This window comes from Salinimicrobium sp. TIG7-5_MAKvit (genome assembly GCF_049569215.1).
Lineage (GTDB): Bacteria > Bacteroidota > Bacteroidia > Flavobacteriales > Flavobacteriaceae > Salinimicrobium > Salinimicrobium profundisediminis.
The window spans coordinates 3,287,931-3,308,923 of record NZ_CP145903.1 but is presented as its reverse complement, the minus strand read 5'-3'; the positions used below and the strand labels follow the sequence as shown (position 1 = coordinate 3,308,923).

22 protein-coding genes are annotated in these 20,993 nt (G+C 37.3%); 12 read left to right on the top strand and 10 right to left on the bottom strand.

All coding sequences use genetic code 11. The features are described 5' to 3' along the window. Positions 1-144 precede the first annotated feature (144 nt). The 3 genes from V5739_RS14855 to lepB all read right to left on the bottom strand — a co-directional run bounded on the left by V5739_RS14855 (position 145) and on the right by lepB (position 4,106). The gene (locus V5739_RS14855; RefSeq protein WP_423818814.1) at positions 145-984 is read right to left on the bottom strand and encodes a helix-turn-helix domain-containing protein; all 840 of its coding nucleotides are present in this window, start codon (positions 982-984) and stop codon (positions 145-147) included. 148 nt (positions 985-1,132) lie between these two features. Further along, complete coding sequence (locus V5739_RS14850; protein WP_423820497.1) at positions 1,133-1,882, bottom strand: SDR family NAD(P)-dependent oxidoreductase; 750 nt, start codon at positions 1,880-1,882, stop codon at positions 1,133-1,135. A 622-nt stretch (positions 1,883-2,504) separates the two neighbouring features. After that, positions 2,505-4,106: a signal peptidase I gene (gene lepB / locus V5739_RS14845; RefSeq protein ID WP_423818813.1), complete on the bottom strand. Its 1,602-nt coding sequence runs from the start codon at positions 4,104-4,106 to the stop codon at positions 2,505-2,507. 245 nt (positions 4,107-4,351) lie between these two features. Between lepB and V5739_RS14840 the strand changes: the two genes are divergently transcribed. Beyond that, positions 4,352-5,869 (top strand): IS1182 family transposase, encoded by a 1,518-nt coding sequence (locus V5739_RS14840; protein WP_423818812.1) that lies wholly within the window; start codon positions 4,352-4,354, stop codon positions 5,867-5,869. Positions 5,870-6,084: 215 nt separating this feature from the next. On the opposite strand, the gene V5739_RS14835 is transcribed toward V5739_RS14840, so the two are convergent. The 3 genes from V5739_RS14835 to V5739_RS14825 form a co-directional block, all read right to left on the bottom strand. Beyond that, complete coding sequence (locus V5739_RS14835) at positions 6,085-6,429, bottom strand: hypothetical protein (protein ID WP_423818810.1); 345 nt, start codon at positions 6,427-6,429, stop codon at positions 6,085-6,087. 127 nt (positions 6,430-6,556) lie between these two features. Beyond that, positions 6,557-7,387 (bottom strand): prolipoprotein diacylglyceryl transferase, encoded by an 831-nt coding sequence (lgt, locus tag V5739_RS14830; RefSeq protein WP_423818809.1) that lies wholly within the window; start codon positions 7,385-7,387, stop codon positions 6,557-6,559. 158 nt (positions 7,388-7,545) lie between these two features. Next, positions 7,546-8,379 (bottom strand): alpha/beta hydrolase, encoded by an 834-nt coding sequence (locus V5739_RS14825; RefSeq protein ID WP_423818808.1) that lies wholly within the window; start codon positions 8,377-8,379, stop codon positions 7,546-7,548. A gap of 384 nt (positions 8,380-8,763) precedes the next feature. Between V5739_RS14825 and V5739_RS14820 the strand changes: the two genes are divergently transcribed. Together V5739_RS14820 and V5739_RS14815 are read left to right on the top strand one after the other, a co-directional pair. Further along, positions 8,764-9,906 carry a site-specific integrase gene (locus V5739_RS14820; RefSeq protein ID WP_423818807.1) on the top strand — a complete coding sequence of 381 codons (1,143 nt, stop codon included), beginning with the start codon at positions 8,764-8,766 and terminating at the stop codon, positions 9,904-9,906. Next, complete coding sequence (locus tag V5739_RS14815) at positions 9,896-10,615, top strand: hypothetical protein (protein WP_423818806.1); 720 nt, start codon at positions 9,896-9,898, stop codon at positions 10,613-10,615. The genes V5739_RS14820 and V5739_RS14815 overlap by 11 nt, the downstream gene beginning before the upstream one ends. A 61-nt stretch (positions 10,616-10,676) precedes the next feature. Here V5739_RS14815 and V5739_RS14810 read toward each other — a convergent pair whose 3' ends face one another. Together V5739_RS14810 and V5739_RS14805 are read right to left on the bottom strand one after the other, a co-directional pair. Continuing rightward, positions 10,677-11,366 (bottom strand): nucleotidyl transferase AbiEii/AbiGii toxin family protein, encoded by a 690-nt coding sequence (locus V5739_RS14810; protein WP_423818805.1) that lies wholly within the window; start codon positions 11,364-11,366, stop codon positions 10,677-10,679. After that, the gene (locus V5739_RS14805) at positions 11,363-11,875 is read right to left on the bottom strand and encodes a hypothetical protein (protein ID WP_423818804.1); all 513 of its coding nucleotides are present in this window, start codon (positions 11,873-11,875) and stop codon (positions 11,363-11,365) included. Before V5739_RS14805 ends, V5739_RS14810 begins: the two co-directional genes overlap by 4 nt. Before the next feature lie 332 nt (positions 11,876-12,207). On the opposite strand from V5739_RS14805, the gene V5739_RS14800 reads away from it, so the two are divergent. The 6 genes from V5739_RS14800 to V5739_RS14775 all read left to right on the top strand — a co-directional run bounded on the left by V5739_RS14800 (position 12,208) and on the right by V5739_RS14775 (position 16,397). Further along, entirely contained in the window at positions 12,208-12,501 is a 294-nt protein-coding gene (locus V5739_RS14800; protein ID WP_423818803.1) for a helix-turn-helix domain-containing protein, read from the top strand. A gap of 20 nt (positions 12,502-12,521) precedes the next feature. Further along, the gene (locus V5739_RS14795; RefSeq protein WP_423818801.1) at positions 12,522-13,706 is read left to right on the top strand and encodes a VapE domain-containing protein; all 1,185 of its coding nucleotides are present in this window, start codon (positions 12,522-12,524) and stop codon (positions 13,704-13,706) included. A gap of 182 nt (positions 13,707-13,888) precedes the next feature. Then, the gene (locus V5739_RS14790) at positions 13,889-14,749 is read left to right on the top strand and encodes a toprim domain-containing protein (RefSeq protein WP_423818800.1); all 861 of its coding nucleotides are present in this window, start codon (positions 13,889-13,891) and stop codon (positions 14,747-14,749) included. Next, positions 14,730-15,233, top strand: coding sequence for a mobilization protein MbpA (mbpA, locus tag V5739_RS14785; RefSeq protein ID WP_423818799.1), 504 nt, complete (start codon positions 14,730-14,732; stop codon positions 15,231-15,233). Before V5739_RS14790 ends, mbpA begins: the two co-directional genes overlap by 20 nt. Further along, entirely contained in the window at positions 15,230-16,087 is an 858-nt protein-coding gene (locus V5739_RS14780) for a relaxase/mobilization nuclease domain-containing protein (RefSeq protein ID WP_423818798.1), read from the top strand. The genes mbpA and V5739_RS14780 overlap by 4 nt, the downstream gene beginning before the upstream one ends. A gap of 10 nt (positions 16,088-16,097) precedes the next feature. Next, positions 16,098-16,397 (top strand): DUF6730 family protein, encoded by a 300-nt coding sequence (locus V5739_RS14775; RefSeq protein WP_423818797.1) that lies wholly within the window; start codon positions 16,098-16,100, stop codon positions 16,395-16,397. Positions 16,398-16,960: 563 nt separating this feature from the next. Here the strand turns inward: V5739_RS14775 and V5739_RS14770 are convergent. Further along, positions 16,961-18,058, bottom strand: coding sequence for a hypothetical protein (locus V5739_RS14770; RefSeq protein ID WP_423818796.1), 1,098 nt, complete (start codon positions 18,056-18,058; stop codon positions 16,961-16,963). 1 nt (position 18,059) lies between these two features. Next, on the bottom strand, positions 18,060-18,845 hold the full coding sequence (locus V5739_RS14765; protein ID WP_423818795.1) for an RNA polymerase sigma factor: 786 nt from the start codon (positions 18,843-18,845) through the stop codon (positions 18,060-18,062). A gap of 396 nt (positions 18,846-19,241) precedes the next feature. On the opposite strand from V5739_RS14765, the gene V5739_RS14760 reads away from it, so the two are divergent. From V5739_RS14760 to V5739_RS14750, 3 genes are all read left to right on the top strand, one after another. Further along, a complete protein-coding gene (locus V5739_RS14760) occupies positions 19,242-19,493 on the top strand; it encodes a helix-turn-helix domain-containing protein (RefSeq protein WP_423818794.1) in 252 nt (83 codons plus the stop codon). Between the two features lie 315 nt (positions 19,494-19,808). Continuing rightward, the gene (locus tag V5739_RS14755) at positions 19,809-20,015 is read left to right on the top strand and encodes a hypothetical protein (protein ID WP_423818793.1); all 207 of its coding nucleotides are present in this window, start codon (positions 19,809-19,811) and stop codon (positions 20,013-20,015) included. A gap of 60 nt (positions 20,016-20,075) precedes the next feature. Further along, complete coding sequence (locus V5739_RS14750; protein ID WP_423818792.1) at positions 20,076-20,747, top strand: hypothetical protein; 672 nt, start codon at positions 20,076-20,078, stop codon at positions 20,745-20,747. The last annotated feature ends 246 nt before the right edge of the window (positions 20,748-20,993 follow it).

Sequence of the window (20,993 nt, the reverse complement as noted above, 5' to 3'; positions counted from 1 at the left end):
AAACAATTACCAAAGCCATACAAGATTTGCGTTACAAGATGTTTTATACGGGACTATCTTTTCTCCACACATCCTATTTATTGTTGGGTGCTGGGCCTTAAGTCAGTTAAGTAATTCTATTTTCTAAGTTATTCTATTTTCGTTTCAGCTAAAGGATTGCCGAAATGCTAATGGTGAAATATTAGTTTTTGACTTAAACAACTTGCTGAACGATTGCGAATGTTCAAAGCCTAATTCATAAGCGATTTCTGAAATGGATAAATTGGTGGTTGATAATTTTTCTTTTGCTTTTTCTATAAGCTTTAGGTGAATATATTGCTGGGCATTTACACCGATGAGCGAACGGAGTACATCACTTAAATATCCCGGAGATAAATGCAATTCTTCCGATAAGAATTGTACCGTTGGCAATCCCTTTTTCACAGTTTCCTGTCTATTGAAATATTTATCCAAAATCATTTCTGTCTTTTGTAAGACATCATTATTTACTACTTTCCGTGTTACGAATTGTCGTTTGTAAAAACGGTTGGCATAAGTCAGTAATAACTCTATCTGAGCAATTATCACATCCTGACTAAAATCACCTACCCGGCTATCAATTTCTTGCTTAATAATATGATAAACGGAAAGAATAACTTCCTTTTCGCTATCGGATAAATAGAGGGCTTCATTTACAGAATAAGAAAAATAACCATACTCTTTAATTTTCTTAGCCAAAGGATAGCCCAACAAAAAATCTGGATGAATGAGCAAAATGTACCCTTGTCTTTCGCTATTGTATTCTGATTTCGAACTTCCTACTAATTGGTTCGGAGCTATAAAAAGCATACTTCCGTCATTGAAATCATAATGGCCTTGACCATACTTTAGTTTGCCACCATTTTCAGTATTGAAGGCTATTTTATAGAAATGCAACACATCATAAATTGGAGCATTCTCGGGATTGAAAGGATTATTCTCATTGAAAAACGTTAGACTTATCAACGGATGTTGCGGTTTAGGCAGTCCAAAAGCCTGATGAATTTCTGATATGGAGCGGAAACGCTTTAAAGTACTTTCTTTTTTTTCATTGAAAATTTATTCTTTAAAACCATAAAAATATATGCACTCCCTATATTTTTATGGTTTTACACTACCAAGGAATATCGTTCGTATCAGTTCCAACTATATTATTAGGTCCCGTAAAACTTCCGTTCGGGATATCTTCTGCCATAGCTACACGTATGGGTTCTAAAGAACCTACTTCCACTGTATCAGTTCCTTGAAAATTATTGAGAGCGGTAGCAGCAAACCCCGGACTCACCAAATTTACCTTAATGTTCTCACTTTCCAATTCTATAGCCAAAGACAACATCACTCCATTGAGAGCTGTTTTGGAGGCACCATAAACCGCACCAAAACTGGAGCGGTAGGGATTTGCAGGATTGGAATTGAGGGTAAGCGACCCTAAAGCACTTGAAACTGTTACTATGCGGGCTCTTTCTGATTTGCGCAATATAGGTAAATAGGCTTGCGTCACCGCTAACGTACCGAATACATTGGTATTCCAAACAATACGCATATCTGTAATAGATACGACACTTGGTTTTTCGGCTTCAAGCATCTCCTCCATAGTTAAACCTGTATTTTTAACTTTTGAAATAGCAGCATTATTGACTAATAAATCTATATGCCCTGATGAATTCTGAACTTGCCGGACGGATTCTTTGATAGAATTTTCATCGGTGATATCCAATTGAATAGCTTGTGTTTTACCCCCGATTTTTTCAGCAGCGACTTTCCCATTTTGTAAATCACGAGAACCGATATACACCTGATATCCACTGCCAGCAAGTGCTTTGGCAATTTCAAATCCGATTCCTTTGTTTGCTCCGGTTACCAGAGCGATTTTTTTTTTCTGTTTGCATCATTTATGTTTTATAAATTTGATGAAACAAAATTCTTCCTAATAATCGTCATCGACGTTGCCAAATCAGGGATTCTTGAAGCCAAATTGGGGATTATCATTCTAATTAAAGGATTTCCGAAACTCCATAGGTGAAACATGCATCTAATTTTTCGCTGTCATTGAGTGTTGAAATGGAGTTGTGTACTTTATAAAATACTTCTTGCGACACATCATCAATCATATCCTTATCGGAAGTTTGTTTGCTAATATAATTGCGGATTTTAAAAGATATTTCCTTGCAATCAAGAATATTGTCTATAGGAGGTTTGTTGCAAAGTTAGCAGTAATTTAATGTGTCTTTAATGCTCATCCAAAACTTCGGGTGGAGGCTCTTCTTTTTTGCCCATGTACAAATGCCTGTTCGGCGGGAGTAGTCTGCCGTCCCGTATAAAAACAGTGTGACGATTGCCGGCGATGATTTTCTGCAGGAAAATCAGATACAGCAAGAACGGAAAGACTTTCGATTTGAGACCAAATTAGGCATTGTTTTTATATGTTGGCATTAATACTTTTACCGTCACTAATAATCCTTCCCAGCCTATAAATACGGATCTCATTAATTTCGTTTATTTTTGAGATATCTACCAATTCCAAAAATTCCAATTAGAAAAAAAATAGAATATAATAGGTATGATTTGGGTTCACCGTTCCCTCCTACCGTTGTGAACATTCTTTCCCATCTGACTTTGTTTAATCCTTCACCATCCTTGTTTAGACTTAACCAGATAAATATTGGCTTACCAACAACATGATCGAATGGTACATATCCCCATTTTCTGGCATCCAAAGAATTCTGACGATTATCTCCCATCATCCAATAATAATCTTGTTTAAAGGTATACTCATTGGCTTGTTTCCCATTAATAAATATTCCCTTCTCCGTAACTTGTAGATTATTCCTTTCATACTCCTGAATAATTCTTTTATAAAAAGGAATTGATTGTTTAGTTAAAGGTATAGTTGAACCTCTTTTCGGAATGTAAATTGGTCCATAGTTGTCCATATTCCAGTTTAGTTTGGGAACATGTGGGAACACATTTTCACCTTTTCCAGGATCATTTATGAGTTTGGTGACCTCTTTTACATTGGGGTTATTTTTGATCAAATCTGCTTCACTATCAGTCAAAGTCAGTAAATAACCTCCTGCTCCAGTCAGGGCAAAACGTCCATCAGGATATTTAAGACCTTCACGTGCTCCATATCGATCTACTAGTAATTTCTGATTCAAAGGTTGCCCCTCAGTATTAACAAAGAAATTGTACTGAGGTTTTGCACGATCTGGCAAGATGGAGCGTTTTCCATTTATGTATATATAACCTTTTTTAATTTCAAGTGTATCACCAGGAATACCCACGGCTCTCTTGACCAGATTTGTCTTTTTGTCAATAGGTTTGTAATAATTTCGATCGGGAGTGAAATCATTCATATCTAGTAAGGTATCCGCTGGTTGATTAAATACTACTATATCATTTCTCTCAATTTTTTCAAATCCAAAAAGTCGTAAATAAGGAAGTTGTAGTTTGTTTAATAATGATGATTTTCTTTTCTCAAACTCATCATTAAAGAGATAAGATTTTGTTCCTAAAATAGGCACCGTATCATGAACCATAGGAGCTGCAACAGTAGTCATTGGAATCCTCGCACCGTAATTAATTTTACTGACAAACAAAAAATCCCCTACTAACAGAGTCTTCTCGAGAGAAGATGTGGGTATAGTAAAAGGTTGGATAAAATATGTGTGGACAATGGTAGCAGCGACAATCGCAAATAGTATTGAGCCGACCCATTCCCCTATTTGTGTTCTTGGTTGTAAACTTCTGTCTGAAACGTGGGAAACTTTTGAAAAATAATTTAAGTAAAAAATATAAAATCCCAGAGTGAGAACTGCTAACCAAGTATCCTTATAAGAATGCCGACCAAAACTTCTAACGGTCTCAACCCAAATTACTGGAAACATTATCAGATTTACTATGGGTATAAAAAGCAGAATTACCCACCATAAAGGTCTATTAATAATTCTCATTAATACTACTGCATTATAGATAGGAATAATAGCTTCCCAAGCATGTCTGCCAGCTTTACGATAAAGTTTATATGTACCTAAAAAATGAATTACTTGGACTACCAGAAAAAGTAGAAGCCATTGGAAATATGTCATTGGAAATATAATTTACATATAAGTGGTAAGAACCAGTGTATTGTTACATATTACAAAAACCGTTTTTTTCGGAATGAATTAATGCCAACGTCCCGTATAAAAACTGTGCGAGCGGGCGAGCTTGATTGTCCGCAGGACAATCGGCAAGGCAAGCGAGCAAAGAATTTCGATTCGAAACAGGGTTTAGCATAGTTTTTATATGCTGTGCCTGTTGCACAAGTTAGTCAAAAGTGCTAATTTACTATATGCAAGGCAAGAAAAATTATCAGGAAAAACTCTTTACTTCCTTCCGTCTCAGTGACAGAATCCCAAAAGAAAATTTTTACAGACGTTTAAAAGAAGCCCTGAACCTGGAGTTTCTTTATTCCCTTACCCAGAAGTTTTATGGAGATAGCGGGCAGAAAAGCATCGATCCGGTGGTCTTTTTCAAGATCTGCCTGGTGGGATACCTGGAGAACATCACTACGGATCGTGGAGTCATGAACCACTGCGCAATGCGGTTGGATATCCTCTATTTTTTAGGCTATGATGTAGACGAAGAATTGCCCTGGCACAGTACGATAAGCCGTACCCGCCAGCTTTTCCCTGAAGATATTTTCGAGGAAGTCTTCACCAAAGTTTTAAAGCTTTGTATTGATGCAGGACTGGTAAGCGGCCATACACAGGCAATTGATTCGGCCCCTGTAAAGGCCAATGCTTCTATGGACAGCCTGGAGATCAAAGTCCCGGCAGAAGACCTCGAGGAGCATCTTTCTAAAGTGCGGGTACAAAGCAGCAGAGACCGAAAGGCTAAAGAGAATAAAGCTTCTGAAGAACAGCAGAAGATCACAGCAAGTAAGAAAGAACTCCAGGAAATAAAGAGCCGGAACAAAAAATGGAGTCAGGACCAGGACATGCGCCCCGGTGCCAAAAACAAAGGCAGCAGGTATACCAGCAACAAAACACATTACAGCCCCACCGATCCCGATGCCCGGATTAGTGTAAAACCCGGGAAGGCCAGAAAACTGAACTACCTGTGCAACCTGGCAGTAGATATTGAAGCACACGTCATTACTGATGTTCGGGCTTATCACGCAGATAAAAAAGATACTAAATACCTGCAGGATACTGCCACAAGGCTCAACAGGCGCCTGCGTCGTGAAGGTTTGATATGGGAAAATGTACTGGCAGATGCCGGTTACAGCAGTGGAGAGAATTATGCATACTTCGAGAAAAAAGGCCTTACCACTTATATCCCTCCGCACGGAACCTATAAAGGCGGACCTGAAAGATTTGAATATATCAAAGAAGGGAATTACTGGCTGTGCCCACAAGGTAAGAAAGTGACCTTCCGAAAGCAGAAGATGGAAAATGGCAATCTAAAAGACAATTATTTTACCACACGTGCCGATTGTAAAGGCTGTCCCATAAAGCAGGCCTGTATTGGTAAGAGCCATGAAAAAAGGATCAACATTACCGCTTATAGAGAGGAGTACGAAAGGAATATTAAACGGGTAAAGAGCAGGCGTGGCCGCTACATGAAAGGCAAACGCCAAAGCACTGTAGAACCTGTTTTTGGTACGCTAAAGGAGTTCCTGGGGCTTCGGAAGGTGAATACCATTGGAATCAAACAGGCCAATAAGTGCATGCACCTGGCCGCCATCGCTTATAACCTAAAGAAATACCTGAAATTCACCCATAAAAGAATGAAATCCGGGGCAGGACAGCTTGCCTTGCTGTTTTCACCAAAAACCTACTACAGGAATCTCACAGTTCAATTTTAAGGAACCTGAATTTTGCTCACAGCCAACCGAATCTATAAAAGAAAAACCGCTTAAAGCGGCTTATTGGTATCAGGAATTTTCGAAATTAACGGCTTGCGCAACGGTTACTGCTGTTGTGCAAAGTTTTACTTTTTCGTGCACATTTTACCTTCCATTGTTTGGATCTCGTCACCGATAGACAACGTTGACTTATAAAAGAAACACCCATCTTCAATTTATGTAATTTCATTAACCGTCCCACCATTATCATTTAAAAATTTTTGATAATCGGTTAAATTCATTTTCTTATCATCGTAAGTCAGTCGGTAAGAACATTCATCAATCCATTCAATAATCTGATATTGAGTTTTTACAAAATCTTCTCCTAACAATTTTTGGGGATCATCTGTTACTGTTTCAATTTGTGAGTTACCTTCACGAATTACATCCCAACCTATAGGCATTCTTTCACTCGGTGGAGAATAAAAAGTCCCATCTCTAAAATCAGAACAAGGTAAGTTTTGTCCGAAAGTGTCTAACATAGAAAAGGTTAAAATGGAAAGGAAAATTATTTTTTTCATATTTTACATATTTTGCACAACGTCCCGTATAAAAACTGTGCGAGCTGGCGAGCTTGATTGTCCAAAGGACAATCCGCTAAGAAAGGGAGCACAAAGTTTCCATTGGACACAGGCTTAAGCATTGTTTTTATATACTGTTATGACTGGGCTTTCTCTGTAATATTAGAATTATAATTCCGGCCAAAATAAATGGAATGCTTAAAATTTGCCCCATATTCAGAGTCAGCTCATCCTCAAAGTTTACCTGATTCTCCTTAAAAAATTCAATAATAAATCTGGCTAAAAATAAAAGGATTAAAAAAATTCCAAACAGCGTTCCTCTAAATTCTTTGCTTTTAGCTCTGTTGTAGGTTGTAGTTAAAAATATAAAAATAAGAATATAGGAAATTGCTTCGTAAAGCTGGGTCGGATGCCTGGGAATTAAATCATCCCTTTGAAACACAACTCCCCAATTTCCATTTGTCGGTTTTCCATAAATTTCTGAATTCATAAAATTGCCAAGCCGAATAAATGCTCCTGTTATAGGAGTACCAATGGCAACTCGATCTAATATCCAGAATAATTTCGTTTTATATTTTTTGGAATACCAAATAATTGAAATCAATACTCCTATTGCACCACCATGACTTGCTAACCCCTGAAAACCTATAAATTTATAAGATCCGTTAACCTCCGTAATAGGTAGAAATATTTCCAAGGGGTGGGAGAAATAATATGAAGGATCATAAAATAAAACGTGCCCCAAACGAGCACCTACAACTGTACCTATTACGATATAAATTAAAAGTTTATCTAAATTTTCAACTGGAATATTCTCCTTTTTATATATCCGCTTTACAATGTAATAGGCCAGCATTAAACCCGTTACAAAAAACAATCCGTAATATTTTAAGGGAAACGAATCAGTTATCCAAAATATTACAGGATCTACATCCCAATAAAAAATTCCATCATTCATTTATTATATTTTTTTTTGCCTTGTGCATAACGTCCGGAATAAAAACAGTGCGAACTGGCGAGCTTGACTGTCCCCAGGACTATCAATTTTTGCAAGCGAGCAGGGAGTTTCGACTTGAAAAAGTTTTGAGCATTGTTTCTATATTGTTGTAGCGCGTTTTATTTTCCAATGAATTCTAGTCCGTCGATTAGCGATTTTAAACCTGAAGTTGCGTGAGTTTCATTTTTATAGATTTTACTTCTAACAGCTTGGTTGTTGTCCAATTTATGGTTATCCAAGTACTCCTTTAACCATTCCACATTTTCACGATATCCATTCCCATCATTTAACGCAGCTGTTAGGAACATAGAATCAAATTGTAAAATTCCTTTTTCCTCAATAGTTTTGAAAATAAAATGTTGGTCATACATTGTGCTTGGACTAGCTGAAATATAGTTTTGGAACAACTCAGGTCGTAAGACAGCAAAGGACAAAACTCCTAAACCACCAAGTGAATGACCAAAAATTGTCTTCTGCTCAAATTTAATTCCTAACTCCTTTTCAATCGAAGGAATTAATTCGTTACCTAAGAAATCGGCAAATTGAGGAAATTTTCCAGTCCTCGAATACAAATCTTCAAAGCCTTCTTCTACATTCGTTGTATCCTTTGTAGGTGTATAATAGGCCCATCTACTTTTCTTTGTACTAGGAAGGGAAAGAATAACGGTCGGAGAAATTTTTTCACCAAATTCATAAAGGGAAGTTACATTTTGAGCAATTCCAGAATAATCATCACCATCTAAAAGAACTAAAAGGCTTAAACTGTCTTTTATTGATTTCAAATTTTCTGGTAATATTACTTTGTAAGGAAGATTTTCATCCAGATGCTTAGACTGAAATGATTGTAAACCATCCGATTTTTGAACTTCAATTATTTTTTTTTGTTTTAATATAGTCGAGCTGCTACAGGAAAGGATAAGGACTGATAGGAAAAGAAAAGATATTTTTTTCATTGATTCGGTTTTCTTAATTCACTACAACCTACAAATAATTGCAGTGTTACATTTATTTCTATTTTGTCATTACTAAATTTGAGATTCTGAAATTATAAAAAATGGTTGAACCAGACAGTACAGTGAAGATAAAACAGCAAAAATTCTATTCAAAAGGTGGGTGGTTCATATACCTTTCATCCTGCCTCTCTCTGAAACAAAAAATAGTTGCATGAGATTCCTCCCAGAATTATTTAGGAATCAAATTTCTTAATAAGCTATAATTGACTGTCATTTAAAAACAAATGACAATATTTTAACTATTCTGATTTTCAGTAAGTTTACTTATCTTTCCTTTCTCTTTTTATACCATAATTTCTTGTTTCTGTAAAAAAAGATAAAGCCATGAAAATTACACTGAGAAAAAAGAAGCTTACAACCGGAAAGTACAGTCTGTACATCGAATATTACAAGGGTTCAAGTCAAAACGACCAGGGAAAAACAGAACATGCACGTCAATTTGAATACCTGAAAGAATACCTCATAATGGATCCTCAGACACCTCATGAGAGAAAAGCTAATGAGGAAGTGCAGACTAAAGCAGAACAAATACTGGCCATCCGTCGCGCTGAATATGCTCAAGGTAAATATGGTATTAAAGACAGGTCCAAAAATAAACTGCAATTTCTTACCTACTATGATAAATTGAAGGAAGAACGATATGAGACTAAAGGAAACTATGATAACTGGGATGCCGCTCAGAAGCATATAGAAAACTACTGCAAAAAAAGAAAAATCACTTTTGAAGATATAGATGAAGAATTTGTGCTAGGGTTCAAAAAGTATCTTGCAGTTAATGCCAGGACCAAATCAAGCACTCCCTTATCCCAAAACACCAGATTCACCTACTATAATAAATTTAAGGCATGCCTGAGAAAGGCCTTTGAAGAAGGATATACTAGTAAAAATTATGCAACTACGGTTAAAGGTTTTGCCCAGGGAGAGACTTCAAGAGAATACTTAACCCACGAGGAACTCCAGGCAATGGCAAAAGCTGAATGTAAACATCCTATACTCAAATCTGCGTTTTTATTTAGTTGCCTTACAGGACTGAGATGGAGCGACATCAACAAACTTACCTGGTCCGAAGTTCGAGAAGTTGGTGATGAGACACAACTGGTATTTAAGCAAAAGAAAACTGCAGGACAAGAGTATCAATTTATTTCTCCTCAGGCACGGAACTTAATGGGAAAAAGAAAGCAGGAAAAGGACCGTGTATTTCAAGGACTTAAATATGGAGCTCACTTTAATGCCGAAATCCTAAGATGGTGTATGAGGGCGGGTATCACGAAGCACATAACTTTTCACAGTGCCAGACATACCCACGCGGTTCTCTTATTAGAAAATGGTGCTGATATATATACAGTGTCTAAAGTTTTAGGACACAGAGAAATTAGAACTACACAGGTTTATGCCAAAATAGTAGATAAGAAAAAGAAGGAAGCTGCCTATTTGATCCCGGAGCTTGGAATAAATCATGAGATTTGACCTGTTTATATACCTCGCTAGTATAGCCTTTATTTATGTATATGGGCGATTTGTGATTCACATATCCACACCAATCTTTCACTATTTTCTAGTTGAACCCTTTGACTGGCAAAAGCAGGTAGAAAAACCCAGAATATTTCTGCACCTGACGGGACTTGGCTTTATGCATCTTATGGTCTACTCCAATTCATCACTAGAAAATAAAGGAATTCTAATTCAGGTAATAATATGGCTTACATTTATTCTTGGATTCCTTTTTTGTCAATATACCTGGACTGAGAAATTTCAAAATACTTTTGTGCCAAAGGTTACAAGGTCTCCTGCTAAATCTTCTGAAAATTTTAATATTTCTATATCTGATCTTCAGCTGATTCAACTTTACAATGAACTGGTAAGATATGATCTATTAAACCAGGATTTGACTGCCTTAGAGGATTTCAGAAATGTTGTGCTAAAGGACTGGAAGGAACACAATTCTAAACTTCATTTTAAAATGGACGGACCCAGTTGTCGGGAATTTTTTGAACAACTGGCTCAGACTTTTCCAAGTAACTCTCTTACCCTAATAGATTTTTTTGACCGCTCAAAATTAGTCGTCAGACGGGACGGAAAAGCCTTCAAGTATAACACAATTAAGAATGCTCCTACGCGTACACCGGTTTCAAAACACCAAGATACGCTGATGAAAATTTTCAGTAAACTGAAGTGATTTTAAGGAAACAATAAGTCTAAGATATTCTATAAAAAAGGGGCTGCTAGTCATGGAAGAGCTATCCAACAACAGCTTTAAGCTCTTTCACAATTCTTTCAAATCTTGCTCCCTGATCTTCAAAATAAAGATTACCTATGACTGCTTCCTGTAGCCGATCACTTTGTAATATCTGACTGAAGGATTCAATAAGATATTGTTTTACATTCTCATCAGGAGATTTTTTTATATGTTCTCTAAAATTAGAAGTATAGTTTAATAAGTATACAATATCTTCAAAGTCATGACTCATTCTGGCGTCCCGGCCTCCTCTAGCTGAAAATGCAGAAAATTTTGTAGCCAAAAAATAAGTAAAAGGAAGTATTCTGATTGTTTGTTCTTCGATCTTGACAGGAATAGCCTTTTCAAAACCGGGTTCAAACCAGGGATTAGCCGGGGCCCAACCTACCTCTTTGGTGGACATTACATCTACCTTAATATCGCCTAATCGAAATCTACAAATAACATCATCTTCAGATGATTGGGAAAAACCACGACTCGATAAGGATTCTCGTAATTCTTCAAGTTCACCGATACTAACTATCCTGAAAGTAAGATCAATATCTTTCGTGGGCCGGACATCTTCGGCTGCCGGGTCATCAATATATAAGCTTATCATAGCTCCCCCTACAAACACTACCTTTTCATTTAGGTCGCCCAAAGCAAGAGCTACACGTTTAGTAGCTTTTCTATTTATAATGGTATTTTTCAACTTAATCTTTTTTCGAGTTCTTCAAGTGCAATGTTTTTTTCTCTTACTTTACCTACACGTATAGCGTCACAGAGCACCATGTACTCATAGAAAACCTGGTCTTTTAGACAAGCCTTCGGAACGTTCACATGAAGAGGTTCTATGGCCTGACCTCTGACTGAACCTTCAGAATACGGCCAAACATATGGTTCTTCTCCCTGAATAAGCTTATTTAATGGTGCTGCAGAGTGTGCGGTGGGTAATCCCCGCACCAGGGAACCAGGTTTTTGAGGATAAACATGAGGCAAACCATACCTAAGAAAATCAAGTAAAGCAGATTTCATCAACCGCTTCTTATCTTCAAATATTAATCCTGCTATTATGGATCGGTTGATGCTTTCACTGATCTCACTGGCGCTTATTCCCAGCTCATAAGCAAGATCTTTCATAAACCAATCGGTTCCCTGTTTTGTTGCAATTTTCAGCAACACCACGACGTCATGAGGCCTCATTCCACTATGCTTCTTCATAATGATCTAATTTCAGACAAAGATAAAAATAATTCGCAATTCGCGATTCGCGAATTGCGAATTTAAAACCAATAATAATTTTATCGAAAATTCAGAGAGCTCCAAATCTGAACCACAAAATTATATGCACTTACATATAATATCATCATAGATACCAGAATTATACGCCGAAGCATATAATCATACGGTTACCTCCTCTCCTTCATAAAAAGTCATACATAAATAAGGAATTTACATACCTCGAATGCATTGTACACCTTTCCTTTTTCTTCTCTCCTTAGCTTCGATTCAGAATTCGCAAACAACCGCATTTTCAAATTTAAACTTACAACATGATGGAACTAAAAATTATGGAACAACTGGATCGTATCGAAAAGTTGTTAAGAGCAGGTAAGACAGTAATGTCTTTAGAGGAAGCAAGTGAATATTCCGGCATCTCCCGAAGTTACCTCTATAAGCTAACAGCCAAAGGTGAAATTCCCTTTTCCAAACCAAGAGGGAAAATGATCTACTTCTCCAAAGAGAAACTGGATGAATGGTTGCTTTCTAATTCTCGGAAATCAGGAAGAGAAATAAAAACTGAAGCTATTGACTACGCCTTCAGGAATAAGAAAAGCTTTTTATAGAACCTCTAAAGTTTTGTGCTATGGATGGCAAACATGAAAAGCTTTATGGGGTAAAGGAACAGAAGAAAAAAACGGTATATGACTTCATCTTTGAATACACTAATGAAAAGTATGATATCAGATATGATGAACTGGGACATGACTTTCAAATCTCCTTAAAAGATCAAAATGAATGGGAAATTCTGGATGTGAACTCTTTCATGATCGAACTTGCCCAATCTAACATAGAAGTTACTCCTGCAAAACTTGAAATTTTCCTCAGATCCAAATTCGTCCCAAAGTTTAATCCCATAGAAGAATACTTCCGATTGCTGCCGAAGTCATACAACGGAGATCCCATTAAAGAAATCGCATCATATCTTCCGCTTAAGGAACCAGATCTATTTCTCTATCATTTCAGGAAGTGGCTTGTTCGCACCGTAAGGTGTGGTATTGAAAAGGATTACTTCAACAAGCAGTGCCTGGTCCTGGTCCACTCGCAACAGAACTCCGGGAAATCTACCTGGTGTAGGTTCCTTAACCCTCCTGCCCTCTCCAGGTATTTTGCCGAAGACATGACCACTGATAAGGATGCAAGGATCCAACTGACCAGAAATTTTCTGATCAACCTTGATGAACTGTCTATCCTGGCAAAAAAAGAAATAAATGCTCTAAAAGCCTATTTCTCCAAGACAATGATAAATGAAAGGTTGCCTTATGATCGGAAGAATTCTACGCTCCCCCGAACCTGTAGTTTTATTGGGTCAACAAACAGGGCAACCTTTCTTAATGATGAGACAGGATCTGTCAGGTGGCTCTGCTTTGAACTCAAAGGAACAATTGATTTCTCTTATTCCCGGGCGGTTGATATAGACAAGGTTTGGGCCCAGGCCTACTACCTTGCTTATATAGATGAGCAATTCTGTTCTGAACTAACCCTGGATGATATTCAGAAAAATGAAATTAGGAATAGAACATACCGGGAATCCAATATGGAAGAGGAAATGATCTCAAAATTTTATACTCACAGTTCAGATCCTGCCGATTTTAAAACAGCATCAGAACTTGTGATTGAGCTATCCCCTATTAACCCTCGTCTCAATATGTACAATATGGGAAGGGCTTTAAAATCTTTGGAATATGAAAGGGTGAAATCCGGCAGTACAAGAAGCTACGGCTATCTAATCAAACCGAAGTTTAAAGCTTCACCCATAGAACTTTTATAAAAACTAATTACCCAATTACCCCAACTCTTTAAAGCCCCTGAAACCATTGGGCTTCTAATGTGGTAATTAGATTTTTTAGAATCTACCCATGGGTAATTGGGTAGATAAGAATTACAACAAAAAAAGAAATAAAACTTTGTATTTACTAGGCTGGGTAGATGGGTAATTAAAAATAGAAAAACATGAATAAAAATTCTATCAACATATCGTGGAGTAGTGCCCGTCAAATTTGCATCGTAAAAACTCTTGCAAATTCAGGCCACTACCCCACCAGGAAATCGGAGAAAGAAGCTTGGTTTCTGAGTCCCCTGCGGTCAGAAACCCAAGCATCTTTCAGCGTCTCTTTGACTAAGAACCTGTGGTATGACTACGGAATAGGGAAAGGTGGAAACATCATAGACCTGGTCATGGCCATAAACAACTGCTCTGCTCATGAAGCAGTACGTTGCCTGCAGGAAAAGGTTCAGTTTTCTTTTTGCCCGGAAAAAATCATTCACAAAAAAAATTCCGTTCAAATTAGGAATGTTACTGTGATAAAGCATATTGCTCTGGTCGAATATCTCAATTCAAGAAAAATTCCACTGGAGGTAGCTCACCGCTTTTGCCAGGAGGTATGGTTTAGTCTTAACAACAAAATCTATTTTTCCATTGGACTTCGAAATGATGCTGGGGGATTCGAACTCAGGAACAAATTCTTTAAATGCTCCACCTCCCCTAAAACTATTTCCTCCTTCATAAGAGGTTTTGCGAGACTAGTCATTACTGAAGGAATGTTTGATTTCCTTTCCCTTAAGGAATTGAATAATAAACTGTTCTCTTCCTCGGATATCGTCGTGCTAAATTCCCTGGGAAACATTGGACTTATTCCGGAAGAATGGAACTCCTATTCTGAAATATATCTTCTCCTGGATAACGATCCAGCAGGAAGAACTGCTACCCAACAACTTCTGAAGAAGTTTTCTAATGCCATTGATGAAAGTCAATTCTACTTCGATTACAAGGACCTTAATAATATGCTGACTCATGAAAGAATGGAAAAATGAAAGGAAGAAACCTATAGTAATAGATATTTCCAAACTGGATCCTGCTTCTGAAGGATTATATATAGAAGAAATACATGCTTCTCTGGAAGAGCATCCTACTATTGAACCGAATTCTAATTCAAGATGTGTGCCTGTGGGCACAAAAATGATTGCTCCCGGTGGTCGCAATAAAAAAGAGATGTTTAAGGCAAAAAGGGAATTCGTGAAATTTAGATGTTCTGTCTACGAAAAGAAGCTGCTGTACATTAAAGCCAAAAGAAGCAGGATTAGTGTTAGCGAGTTTTGTCGCAGGTCAATATTTAACATGGAGATCAAGGAACGTCTTTCCGACGATCATATCGAGATCCTGAAGACACTTAGCAAATACCATAATAACTTCAAATCCATAGGAAACATGTTCCGGAAAAAGGATCCACGACTTACAGCGGCAGTTTATGCCCTGGCAGATGAGATAAAACAACAATTTGAAAAGGTTCAGAAATGATTGGCAAAGGAAAATCCATCTCCCATACCCGCGCATCAATGGCTTACGGATGGAATCAGGAAAAGAATGCTGAAGTGGTATACCGGCAACATCTGGTCGGAGACAATCCAAAAGAGATCAGCCGGGAATTTCAGCTGATCCAGGAACAGAATGTCCATTGTAAAAAAAATACGCTCTCTTTTGTACTCAGCCCTGCAATTGAAGATGGAAAGAAGCTTCACAAGACTGAACTCCGGAAAATATGTACAGCTTTTATGGAAAAAATGAACCTGGGGGAAAGACAGGCAATTGCTTTTGTACACCGGGACAAACAACACCTCCATATACATCTATACGTGAACAGGATCGACTTCAATGGGACTGCATACAATGACAGCTTTATTGGAAAGCGCTGTCAACAGGCTGCGGAAAAAGTCGCAGAGCAATATCAGTTAACCACAGTAAGACGCCTCCAAATTGAGAAGGAATTTAACCTGAAAGACATACGCACTGAAATCAAGCGGCGGCATGATATCACCATGAAAAACTTCAAACCAAAAAACTTTGATCAGTACATCAAAGCCATGGAAACAAATAAGGTAAAGGTTATTCCCTGCATCAATAAAGCTAATAAGTTGCAGGGTTTCCGGTTTGAGTTTGATGGCTACAACCTCAAAGGAAGTGAAATCCACAGATCAATGAGTGGCGGAAATATCGGAAAAGCCATGGCCGGCCAGGTCGGTGTAAAACCATTTCTACGAGAAAACGAACAATTAAAGATGGCTGGAAAAGCAGTACAGCTGTCAAATCGAATGATCGTGAGCATCACAAAACATGTTCTAAAACAAATTATTAGCCGGGGAATTGAATACTAAAAATAAGATTATGACTAAATTGGAAGAACTTTCAGAACTGCTGGTTTCAGAAATTGAACAATTTGAAAAGACTGTAGAAAAGCTGCAGAAAATTCAGGAGCAAAAAATTTTAATCGATAGCCGAGCCCTGGAAAATGCATTAAAACTTCAGCAGGAAAATATGGAAAAGGTTTTATCCTCGCACAAACAAGAAATGAAGAACCTTGACCACTCCCTTGAAAAGGCAAAAGCTTATCCCGCCTGGGCTTTAACGGTGTTTGTCGCCTCAATAATCCTTAATGGGATCTTAATTTATACCCTTCTGTCCTGAGTATTATAATTTAAAAAGTAAAACTGGGACTATTCAGCAAATGTTATCGCTATATCCAGCCTGACATCTCTATACAACTGGCTTGCTTGCAATCGCCTAAAATAATCTGGGGGCATATCAAAAATTTTGACCAGTTTAACGAATAATTGAGGAGGGATTTTACGGTTTCCTTTAATAATAGTACCTATAGTTTGAGCATCCTCATTTAAAATTGAAGCCGGCTCAACATTTTATTTAAATTCCCATTCCGGCCAATTGAATTCACATCGTGACTATATATTATTAAAATAAAGAAGCTCACGCCGTTGTATATGCAATAAGTATTCAGTGAGTGCCTGTAACCTCACCCTATGGGTGTACAAGCACCCTCAAAATTTATTGGATTAATATTCATCAATCTAATTACCCCTAATTACTTTTTACTGTAATAAGATACACATTTCCGGCCCCTCAACGGCCCTTTTAATTATAAGATCACTCACGCGTTGTATATGCTATACGCATTCAGTGAGTGTGAATTTCACCTCACCTTGCGGGTGTACAAGCACCCTCAGAATTAACTTTCAGTCTATTATAAGTTCAATGTCGGCTTTCTCGGCTTTATATTTTATTTTGGTCATTAATTCATAGTAACTCCAGTTTCGCAGTACAAATGCTTCCTCTTTGGCTATTTCTATTTTCTTCTCCTGATCCAATAGAACTAATGTTCCTGCCTGGTGCTTTATACAGAAGTCGATGAGCTTCCTGCTATAAATGTGCAGGTGATGATGTACATAATTTCGCTCTTTCTCCCGAAACGTGGTAAGGGCTTTCGTTTTTCTTTTTTGCCCTTTTCCCGATCTGGCATATTTGACACCTTCTATCGCCCTTTTCTGGGCGGCTTGTATTGCCAGTCGACGGTATAAAAACTCTTCCCTGGTGCCAAGGGTTAATTTAGTCTTGCCTATTTTTACTGCAATAGGAAATTCCAGGGACAGCCTGGCTTCCGCGATCACATCCGGTTTAAGGCAATGCTTTTCTTTTTCATATTCAAACACTGCCAGCAAAAAGATCTTGCCATTTTTTAACTGGATATGAGAAGTACGCAATTTAATCTTCCCATTTACCAGCTGATGCATCAGTTGCCACTTATCATTAAAATCCTTTCCCAAATAGGTTTTTACGGGAATGGAAAAAAAGTTAAAGCAAAAAGCTTTCTTCTCTTCATTGTACTTCAATCCACAAACACCTTCCACGTCAAAAGGAAAAGCCATTGTCCTCCTGAAGTTATTGATGGAGCGTTCACCATTCCAATACTCCTGCCTGTTTTTCTTAAAAGAACTTAGGATGATACTATTCAGATTGGTTAAGATGTTGGTCGGCATTTCTCCTTTAAAGCGATCGGAAACCATCCGGTAGGTGCAATTGATTCGAGAACGGTTGAGCATTCCGTTCTCATCTTTCTTTTCATCCACCAGTTTATACTTTATTCCTTCAGATAAATAAAAGAACTCCTCAATCATTTCCTGTACATAGAGATGAGAGATAATAAGGTTTGCTGCCCTATAGCATCTGTTTCGCCACAGGTAAAGCTTCTCCATGGCCTCTTTACGTTCTTTTAAAGTGGGAAGATCGATCAATAACTGGATCTTACGGGTGAGTCTGAGAGTTTCTGTGGCCATATCAGGAAGCTCTTAATTGTTGCTCATGTTTTTCCTGCATCAGTTTGTACGCTGCTACGAATTCTTTCTGCACTTCTTTTTTGGAAAGGTTTAGCTCAGCAGCGATGGCAGCAAAAGAATACTGCTCTTCTGTACGCAGCTTCAGTACCTTTTCCTGTTCCTTGGTCATGGCACCTTTAATCTTTACGGTCACCACCGGTTTTGGCTTTGCATTCAGCGTACTGCCCGTGTGGATAATCTCTTTAATGTCTTCAATGGCTCTCTTTACTTCGTTGCTGGTATAAGTAATACTTGATCCCATGACATTGGCAATAGCTTTATACTGAAAACCATATTTTAAACAAAGTTCAATGAGGTGTTTTCTTTCCCCGCTGAGCAAAGGGAAGATACTTCTAATCCTGTCAAGGGCTTTCTGATCTGCTTGCTGGTCTAATAGGTGCTCATCTTCATTATGTGTGTCATAACCATGCATATATTTCTGATAGTCTTCATAATTTTCCAACCTGTTGATGTTCCTGTAAAAGTCATTTTTGGGCCGACAATAGTAGTAGGTACATTCGCGTTTCATCACATAGCGAAGGAAAAAATAAATATGTTCGGGTCGTTCTATGACATCTCTTTTCTCCCACAATTTCAAGAAAGTATCCTGAAGAAGGGTCTCAATGACAAATTCATCACGAATCAGTTGCTTTCCCACCCAAAAGATCCTGCGTTGGTATTTGGAATAGATAAATTCTAAAGCATCAGGATGACCTTGTTTTAGTAAATCAAAAATGCGATGTAACATAAGCAGTCGCTTTTATGCCGGAGGGAATTACCACCAGAATTAAACTGAATTAGCTTAAGCGAATTCTTATAAGGAATTGTGAGAAGATAGCTTTGAAAAGAAGTCCCTAAAAGTAAGGGCATGGGACTGTACTTATTGTATCAGAGGTACTGGTATACCATGGAACGACAAGTAAGCCCACGCCCGGGTCGTGAGCATTATCACTTATCATCTCGTTCCTTTAAATTACCAGTTTTCTGATACAAGACTCAAAGCGAATGCTTCTAATATTTTACTTAAAGAAGTTTCGCAAATATATTAATATGAGGTAAATATATAAATAATTATTTTATGTTGTAATATATTCCAACATAATTTGTGAAATTTTTCTTCACCTTGGTTGTAGATAGGGCTACAATGCAGAATAAAAATTATAAAGAAAGTTTTCTAATTAAATTTGGACATAATTTTGGTAAGATTCGTCAGAGTAAAAATTTAAGTTTTAGGTCGTTATCACAGAAATGTGATTTAGATTATGCAGATTTAAATAAAATTGAAAAGGGTAAAAGAAATATTACGCTTACTACAATTTTTGAACTTGCTACAGGCTTAGATGTTCATCCTAGAGAATTATTTGATTTTCACTTTCCTGATCAGGATGAAAAATAATCTTTTGCTTGTCAATTCTAAAATAGTTAAGTAACCCTTATTCAAAAATTTAATCTAGTTCGGCATAAGTAACCATCTTCCTTTTCAAAGGTTTTATACATAAGACCTCTTAACTCAGACCCCACTTTTTCGCAAAATTCCCGTTCAGAAGGTATTTACCTTACAAATTCCAATTTTCAGATATAGGTTATTCTTTCATAACAAAAAACGTAAAGGATTTTAAATTGTTAATTCCCTGTTAATAAAAACATGAGTAATCTTCAGTTATACCTGGATTAATGTAGTTAACTTTAGATATCTTAAAACCAATTTATTATGAAAAGATATATTGTAAATACCACTGCAGATTCTAAGGGTGATCACGAAGTTCACGAAACAGATTGTCATAAAGCGCCAGCCTGGTATAATCAAAAAGATCTAGGGGACCATAGCAGTTGTGAAAGCGCAGTACAAAAAGCTAAAGAAACTTATTCTACTGCGAACGGATGTTATCACTGTAGCTATTCCTGTCATACTTCTTAAGGACAATCATCCAAGTTTTTCCTTGACAAGCAGCCGTAATTTTAATCTAACATATCGTTTATGGAAAAAATCGGAATTGCAAAATTAGTAGAGTTTAAACGCTTAAAAAATCCTGGCCCAAAGGCGACTTTAATTAAGAACTTAAGAAAAGCTAAAGCAGACAATGATAAAGAACGAGGTGATTACTGGATTACCTCTACTAGTGCGTGCGCCGCTTCTTTTTGGAATAAGAACTCAGCTTATCTTCATGCCAAAATCGATGAATTAAAAGAGAAGATTGAGGCAACCAAACATAAAAACACCAAAGATCAGTTCCAAAAAAATATTGACAATTTGTATTCTATGCTCGAGTTTGACTTTGAAAGTATTTCTCCACAGGCGACCTTAAAAAAGGAACCACTCAAAGAAAATATTTTTCAAATTGATCAGGTTCCTATACAAGTTCGACCCCAGCATATCTTCTCCTATAAATTAGGCGAAACTTCTCAAGTTGGTGCAGTGTGGTTTGTTACCAAAAAGGATGGATATTCCAGTGGAGAATTAGCTATGTTTTCCACAGCAATTTATAGTTACTTGAGAAGAAGATTTTCTGACGGATATTTTGTCGATCCAGAATATTGTGTGGCCATTGATGTTTCTGAAGTCAAGGATATTCGATATTCTGCAGTAATTAATGATCAAGTTCCAGATCTCTTACAATCTACAATAAATGACCTAAAAAGTTTTCTTTAGATCCACAACGCCCTTCCTAAATCGGGTATAACCGCAAACTCAATTAGAGTCTTGTGCTTTAAATTTTCCACCTCTTACCTTCCTTTAAAAATTTAGATTTACAACCGTGATTGCCTATTTCCGCTGTTCCCTGCTCCGCGGAGATTAATTCTATCGGAAATGTAAATGACATTTAAATCTAAATTTGGTTCATCCACCTTTTGTGAAAACAACTAGATCAACAACTTACCACCCTCAATAGAAAGC

What these genes read in the sequence shown, in the direction of transcription:
- lepB (WP_423818813.1), bottom strand. Translation starts at nt 4,106, where the DNA reads ATGACATATTTCCAATGGCTTCTACTTTTTCTGGTAGTCCAAGTAATT.
- V5739_RS14840 (WP_423818812.1), top strand. Translation starts at nt 4,352, where the DNA reads ATGCAAGGCAAGAAAAATTATCAGGAAAAACTCTTTACTTCCTTCCGT.
- V5739_RS14835 (WP_423818810.1), bottom strand. Translation starts at nt 6,429, where the DNA reads ATGAAAAAAATAATTTTCCTTTCCATTTTAACCTTTTCTATGTTAGAC.
- lgt (WP_423818809.1), bottom strand. Translation starts at nt 7,387, where the DNA reads ATGAATGATGGAATTTTTTATTGGGATGTAGATCCTGTAATATTTTGG.
- V5739_RS14825 (WP_423818808.1), bottom strand. Translation starts at nt 8,379, where the DNA reads ATGAAAAAAATATCTTTTCTTTTCCTATCAGTCCTTATCCTTTCCTGT.
- V5739_RS14820 (WP_423818807.1), top strand. Translation starts at nt 8,764, where the DNA reads ATGAAAATTACACTGAGAAAAAAGAAGCTTACAACCGGAAAGTACAGT.
- V5739_RS14815 (WP_423818806.1), top strand. Translation starts at nt 9,896, where the DNA reads ATGAGATTTGACCTGTTTATATACCTCGCTAGTATAGCCTTTATTTAT.
- V5739_RS14805 (WP_423818804.1), bottom strand. Translation starts at nt 11,875, where the DNA reads ATGAAGAAGCATAGTGGAATGAGGCCTCATGACGTCGTGGTGTTGCTG.
- V5739_RS14800 (WP_423818803.1), top strand. Translation starts at nt 12,208, where the DNA reads ATGATGGAACTAAAAATTATGGAACAACTGGATCGTATCGAAAAGTTG.
- V5739_RS14795 (WP_423818801.1), top strand. Translation starts at nt 12,522, where the DNA reads ATGGATGGCAAACATGAAAAGCTTTATGGGGTAAAGGAACAGAAGAAA.
- V5739_RS14790 (WP_423818800.1), top strand. Translation starts at nt 13,889, where the DNA reads ATGAATAAAAATTCTATCAACATATCGTGGAGTAGTGCCCGTCAAATT.
- mbpA (WP_423818799.1), top strand. Translation starts at nt 14,730, where the DNA reads ATGAAAGAATGGAAAAATGAAAGGAAGAAACCTATAGTAATAGATATT.
- V5739_RS14780 (WP_423818798.1), top strand. Translation starts at nt 15,230, where the DNA reads ATGATTGGCAAAGGAAAATCCATCTCCCATACCCGCGCATCAATGGCT.
- V5739_RS14775 (WP_423818797.1), top strand. Translation starts at nt 16,098, where the DNA reads ATGACTAAATTGGAAGAACTTTCAGAACTGCTGGTTTCAGAAATTGAA.
- V5739_RS14770 (WP_423818796.1), bottom strand. Translation starts at nt 18,058, where the DNA reads ATGGCCACAGAAACTCTCAGACTCACCCGTAAGATCCAGTTATTGATC.
- V5739_RS14765 (WP_423818795.1), bottom strand. Translation starts at nt 18,845, where the DNA reads ATGTTACATCGCATTTTTGATTTACTAAAACAAGGTCATCCTGATGCT.
- V5739_RS14760 (WP_423818794.1), top strand. Translation starts at nt 19,242, where the DNA reads ATGCAGAATAAAAATTATAAAGAAAGTTTTCTAATTAAATTTGGACAT.
- V5739_RS14755 (WP_423818793.1), top strand. Translation starts at nt 19,809, where the DNA reads ATGAAAAGATATATTGTAAATACCACTGCAGATTCTAAGGGTGATCAC.
- V5739_RS14750 (WP_423818792.1), top strand. Translation starts at nt 20,076, where the DNA reads ATGGAAAAAATCGGAATTGCAAAATTAGTAGAGTTTAAACGCTTAAAA.